6 protein-coding genes and 1 pseudogene are annotated in these 5,690 nt (G+C 71.1%); all 7 read left to right on the top strand.

All coding sequences use genetic code 11. The annotated features are described in order from the left end of the window. Positions 1-639: chorismate synthase (gene aroC, locus LE548_RS36250; RefSeq protein WP_225101280.1), on the top strand; the 639-nt coding region annotated here is incomplete at its 5' end. Next, entirely contained in the window at positions 636-1,154 is a 519-nt protein-coding gene (locus LE548_RS36245; RefSeq protein ID WP_225101279.1) for a shikimate kinase, read from the top strand. The genes aroC and LE548_RS36245, both read left to right, overlap by 4 nt. Continuing rightward, positions 1,151-2,321 (top strand): annotated as a pseudogene (gene aroB / locus LE548_RS36240) (3-dehydroquinate synthase). Before LE548_RS36245 ends, aroB begins: the two are co-directional and overlap by 4 nt. 156 nt (positions 2,322-2,477) lie before the next feature. Further along, positions 2,478-3,380, top strand: coding sequence for a Pro-rich N-terminal domain-containing protein (locus LE548_RS36235; RefSeq protein WP_225101278.1), 903 nt, complete (start codon positions 2,478-2,480; stop codon positions 3,378-3,380). An 85-nt stretch (positions 3,381-3,465) separates the two neighbouring features. Then, positions 3,466-4,590, top strand: a complete 1,125-nt coding sequence (locus tag LE548_RS36230; RefSeq protein ID WP_225101277.1) for an aminopeptidase P family protein — start codon at positions 3,466-3,468, stop codon at positions 4,588-4,590. A 45-nt stretch (positions 4,591-4,635) separates the two neighbouring features. Then, entirely contained in the window at positions 4,636-5,202 is a 567-nt protein-coding gene (efp, locus tag LE548_RS36225) for an elongation factor P (protein WP_225101276.1), read from the top strand. 2 nt (positions 5,203-5,204) lie between these two features. Then, entirely contained in the window at positions 5,205-5,639 is a 435-nt protein-coding gene (gene nusB / locus LE548_RS36220) for a transcription antitermination factor NusB (RefSeq protein WP_225101275.1), read from the top strand. Positions 5,640-5,690: the final 51 nt, after the last annotated feature.

The raw sequence follows: 5,690 nt of genomic DNA, 5'->3' as shown, positions 1-5,690 counted from the left end.
CCCACTCCGGCCGACGTGGCGAAGCTGGACGCGGACCCGGTGCGGTGTCTGGATGCGGATGCGTCGAAGGCGATGGTCGCGGAGATCGACCAGGCTCACAAGGACGGCGACACCCTCGGCGGCGTGGTGGAGATCCTTGCCTACGGTGTCCCCGTCGGCCTGGGCTCGCATGTGCACTGGGACCGGAAGCTGGACGCGCGGCTGGCGGGTGCGCTGATGGGCATCCAGGCGATCAAGGGTGTCGAGGTCGGCGACGGGTTCGAGCTCGCCCGGGTCCCGGGCTCGCAGGCGCACGACGAGATCGTCAGCACGCCCGAGGGGATCCGCCGTGTCTCCGGCCGCTCGGGCGGTACCGAGGGTGGTCTGAGCACGGGCGAGCTGCTGCGGGTGCGGGCGGCGATGAAGCCGATCGCGACGGTGCCGCGGGCGTTGCGGACGGTGGATGTGACCACGGGTGAGGCGGCGCAGGCGCACCATCAGCGTTCGGATGTGTCGGCGGTGCCGGCGGCCGGGATCGTGGCGGAGGCGATGGTGGCCCTCGTCCTGGCGGACGCGGTGGCGGAGAAGTTCGGCGGGGACAGCGTGGCCGAGACCCGCCGTAACGTGCGGTCGTACCTCGACAACCTGCGCATCCGGTGAGCACCGTGCCTGCGATCGTGCTGGTCGGGCCGATGGGTGTCGGCAAGTCCACCGTCGGCCGGCTGCTCGCCGAGCGTCTCGGGCTGGGCTACCGGGACACCGACGCGGACATCGTGGCCGAGCAGGGCCGGGCCATCGCCGAGATCTTCGTCGACGAGGGTGAGGCGGTCTTCCGGGCGATCGAGAAGCGGGCGGTGGCCGCCGCGCTCGCCGAGCACGAGGGTGTCCTGGCGCTCGGCGGTGGTGCTGTTCTCGACGCGGACACGCGTGCGCTGCTGGCCGGGCTGCGGGTGGTCTATCTGTCGATGGATGTGGAGGAGGCGGTCAGACGTACCGGTCTGAACGCGGCTCGTCCGCTGCTCGCGGTCAATCCGCGCAGGCAGTGGCGGGAGCTGATGGAGGCGCGGCGGCATCTGTACGAGGAGGTCGCCACGGCCGTCGTCGCGACGGACGGCCGTACGCCTGAAGAGGTCACGCAAGCGGCCCTGGATGCACTGGAGTTGAAGAAGGCATGAGCGAGGCAGTCACCCGGATCCAGGTCGCCGGCACGGCGGGCACCGAGCCGTACGAGGTGCTGGTCGGGCGTCAACTCCTGGGCGAGCTGGGCGCCTTGGTCGGTCCGAAGGCCAGGCGGGTGGCGGTGATCCATCCGGAGGCGCTGGCCGAGACCGGTGACGCGCTGCGGGCCGATCTGGCCGGGCAGGGCTATGAGGTGATCGCGATCCAGGTACCCAACGCGGAGGAGGCGAAGACCGCCGAGGTCGCCGCCTANGGCCGGGCAGGGCTATGAGGTGATCGCGATCCAGGTACCCAACGCGGAGGAGGCGAAGACCGCCGAGGTCGCCGCCTACTGCTGGAAGGCGCTGGGCCAGTCCAACTTCACCCGCACCGATGTGATCGTCGGCGTGGGCGGCGGTGCGACGACGGACCTGGCCGGTTTCGTCGCGGCGACCTGGCTGCGCGGGGTGCGCTGGATCGCGATCCCCACCACCGTGCTCGCCATGGTGGACGCGGCGGTCGGCGGCAAGACGGGGATCAACACCGCCGAGGGCAAGAATCTGGTGGGCGCGTTCCACCCGCCGGCCGGGGTGCTGTGCGACCTGGCCGCGCTGGAGTCCCTCGCGGTGAACGACTACGTGTCGGGGCTGGCTGAGGTGATCAAGGCCGGGTTCATCGCGGATCCGGTGATCCTGGAGCTGATCGAGTCCGACCCGGAGGGCGCCCGGTCTCCGTCGGGTGCGCATACGGCGGAGCTGATCGAGCGTGCGATCCGGGTGAAGGCCGAGGTGGTCTCCTCGGACCTGAAGGAGTCGGGTCTGCGGGAGATCCTCAACTACGGTCACACGCTGGCCCACGCGATCGAGAAGAACGAGCGCTACACATGGCGCCATGGTGCCGCGGTCGCCGTCGGTATGCACTTCGCCGCCGAACTGGGGCGTCTGGCGGGCCGGTTGGACGACGCGACGGCGGACCGGCACCGCAGGGTGCTGGAGGCGGTGGGTCTGCCGCTGCACTACCGCTACGACCAGTGGCCCAAGCTGCTGGAGACGATGAAGGTCGACAAGAAGTCCCGTGGTGACCTGCTGAGGTTCATCGTCCTGGACGGTCTGGCCAAGCCGACCGTGATGGAGGGCCCGGACCCGGCCGTACTCCTCGCCGCCTACGGCGAAGTGGGCCAGTAACGCCACGCGCGTCCGATTCGCTTCCCGCAACGGGCACTTCGGGCCGCCCCCGGCCGTTTCACCGAACGACGGCCGGGGACGGTACCGTTCGGTAAGGAGCGGGAGTTCGCCCCCGCTGCCAGCGCCAACAGCCTGTACGAGACGGAGTGGCAACGGATGCAGCACGCAGTGGGATCTCCGCTGCCGCCGCCCCACCAGCCGGGGCAGGTGCCGCACGCCGGCTGGGCGCCGGCCGCACACCACCCGGGCCCACACCCGGGAGCCTCCCACGGTCCCGCCCCCGTGCCCCCGCCTCCTGGCTTCCCGGCCCCGGCCGGCGTCGTCCCGCCGACGCCCCCGCGGCCTCCCGCGCCCCAGCCGCCCCTCGCGCAGCCTCCGGCCCCGCAGCATCCGGCCGCACCGCCGGCCCCCGACACCACGGGCCATGTTCCGCTGCCGCCCGGCGGCCCGGTCGGCGTGCCCACGGCGCCCCCGGCTCCCGCCTCGGTCCCCGACCCGACGACCACCACCCTGGCCGTCCTGCTGATCGGCCCGGCGGGCGCGGGCAAGACCAGCGTCGCCAAGTTCTGGGCGGACCACCGCCGGGTGCCCACCGCCCACATCAGCCTGGACGACGTGCGCGAATGGGTCCGCTCGGGCTTCGCCGACCCCCAGTCCGGCTGGAACGACAACTCCGAGGCCCAGTACCGCCTCGCCCGCCGCACCTGTGGCTTTGCCGCCCGGAACTTCCTGGCCAACGGAATCTCCTGCATCCTCGACGACGCCGTGTTCCCGGACCGCCCGGTCGTGGGCCTCGGCGGCTGGAAGCGCCACGTCGGCCCCGGCCTGCTCCCGGTCGTCCTCCTCCCGGGCCTGGACATCGTCCTGGAGCGCAACGCGGAACGCACGGGCAATCGCCGCCTCACCGACGAGGAAGTGGCCCGCATCCACGGCCGCATGGCGGGCTGGTACGGCTCGGGCCTCCCGATCATCGACAACTCCCAGCTGGACGTACCGGGCACGGCCCGCGTACTCGACGATGTCCTGGCAAGGGCGATTGCGAGCCCACCGAACTGGTAAGCAGAGGGGGAGCGGCTACCCCCCACAGACTCCACTCGGCCCCCCTAAACCGGCACAACCGCCGCAAAACTCCTACGCTCGTCTCATGTCAGAGGTGTACGCGACCCGCCGATCCCGGCTGAGGGACCACTTCACCGCGGCCGGCACCGCGGCAGCGCTCGTCACCCGTCCGGCCAACATGCGCTATCTCGCCGGTGCCGCCCCCCAGGGTTCCGCCCTGCTGCTCGGCAGACGTGAGGACCTCCTCGTCTGCGCCGGTCCACCGGACGACCGCGTCTGCGACGGCCGCCCGGACGAGAACCTGCGCCTGCACATCCTCCCGCCGAACGGCGCCGGCGCCGGCTCAGGCGGTGACGCGGCGGTCGCGGCTGCGCTGCTGGCCGTGGCGCAGGACGCCGACTCCCTGGCCGTGGAGGAGCACCACCTCACGGTGGCACGGCACCGGGTCATCTCCTCCGTCGTTCCCACGCTCCGCCTCACCGACGTTGGCGGAGCCGTCGAGCAGCTCCGGGTCGTCAAGGACGAGGAGGAGATCTCCTGCCTGCGCATCGGTGCCGAGATCGCCGACCAGGCCCTCGGTGAGCTGCTGGAGTCGATCCTGGTCGGCCGTACCGAGCGGCACCTCGCGCTGGAGCTGGAGCGCCGTCTGGTGGACCACGGCGCCGACGGCCCGGCGTTCCCCACCTCCGTGGCCACCGGCCCCAACTCCGGACGGCGCGGGCACCGCCCCACCGACCGGCGTGTGGAGGAGGGCGACTTCCTCTCGGTGTGCCTGGGTGCGACGTACCGCGGCTACCGCTGCGAGATCGGCCGGACGTTCGTGATCGGCACGTCGCCCGCCGACTGGCAGGTCGAGCTGTACGACCTCGTCTTCGCCGCCCAGCGGGCCGGCCGCGAGGCTCTGGCGCCCGGCGCCGCGTGCGGTGACGTGGACCGCGCCGCACGCCACGTACTGGACTCGGCCGGCTACGCGGAGGCCCTGTCACCCCTGACCGGACATGGCGTGGGACTCGAAATCGACGAGGACCCGCAGTTGGCCCCCGCCGCCATGGGTAAACTGGACGCTTGCGTGCCGGTCACCGTCGAACCGGGGGTCCACCTCCCGGGCCGGGGCGGTGTCCGGATCGATGACACGCTCGTCGTACGCCCCGAGGCGGACGGCGGACCCGAGCTACTCACCATCACGACCAAGGAGCTGCTCGCGCTGTAGCGCGTGACCCCGGGGTCGTACGTCAGTCCAGGAGATTCCGCAACCGTGGCTTCCACGAACGACCTCAAGAACGGCATGGTGCTCAAGCTCGAAGGCGGCCAGCTCTGGTCCGTCGTCGAGTTCCAGCACGTCAAGCCCGGCAAGGGCCCGGCCTTCGTGCGCACCAAGCTCAAGAACGTGCTCTCCGGCAAGGTCGTCGACAAGACGTTCAACGCCGGCGTCAAGGTCGAGACGGCCACTGTCGACAAGCGCGACATGCAGTTCTCGTACATGGACGGCGAGTACTTCGTCTTCATGGACATGGAGACCTACGACCAGCTGCACATCGACCGCAAGGCCGTCGGCGACGCCGCCAACTTCCTCATCGAGGGCTTCACGGCCACCGTCGCGCAGCACGAGGGCGAGGTGCTCTTCGTCGAGCTGCCGGCCGCCGTCGAGCTGACGATCCAGGAGACCGAGCCGGGCGTCCAGGGCGACCGCTCCACCGGTGGCACCAAGCCCGCCACCCTGGAGACCGGCCACCAGATCCAGGTGCCGCTCTTCATCACCACCGGTGAGAAGATCAAGGTCGACACCCGCACGAGCGACTACCTCGGCCGGGTGAACAGCTAACCGTGGCTGCCCGCAACACGGCCCGCAAGCGCGCCTTCCAGATCCTCTTCGAGGGCGACCAGCGCGGCGCCGACGTCCTGACGGTCCTCGCCGACTGGGTCCGGCTGTCCCGGTCCGACACCCGGCAGCCGCCGGTCAGCGAGTACACGATGCAGCTGGTCGAGGGCTACGCCGGACACGCGACCCGCATCGACGAGCTGATCGCCCAGTACGCGGTCGGCTGGACGCTCGACCGGATGCCGGTCGTGGACCGCAACATCCTGCGGCTGGGCGCGTACGAGCTGATCTGGGTCGACGAGACCCCGGACGCCGTCGTCCTGGACGAGATGGTGCAGCTGGCGAAGGAGTTCTCCACGGACGAGTCGCCCTCGTTCGTGAACGGCCTGCTGGGCCGCCTGAAGGAGCTCAAGCCGTCCCTGCGCCGGGACGAGGCGTAAAGCCGCTCACGACAACGCCGGAGGGCCCACAGTACGTCTGCTGTGGGCCCT

The organism is Streptomyces sp. CoH27 (assembly GCF_020181035.1).
GTDB classification, from domain to species: Bacteria; Actinomycetota; Actinomycetes; order Streptomycetales; family Streptomycetaceae; genus Streptomyces; species Streptomyces camelliae.
The sequence above is the reverse complement of the archived record's forward strand: the minus strand, read 5'-3'. Positions and strand labels throughout refer to the sequence as shown.

What these genes read in the sequence shown, in the direction of transcription:
- LE548_RS36235 (WP_225101278.1), top strand. Translation starts at nt 2,478, where the DNA reads ATGCAGCACGCAGTGGGATCTCCGCTGCCGCCGCCCCACCAGCCGGGG.
- LE548_RS36230 (WP_225101277.1), top strand. Translation starts at nt 3,466, where the DNA reads ATGTCAGAGGTGTACGCGACCCGCCGATCCCGGCTGAGGGACCACTTC.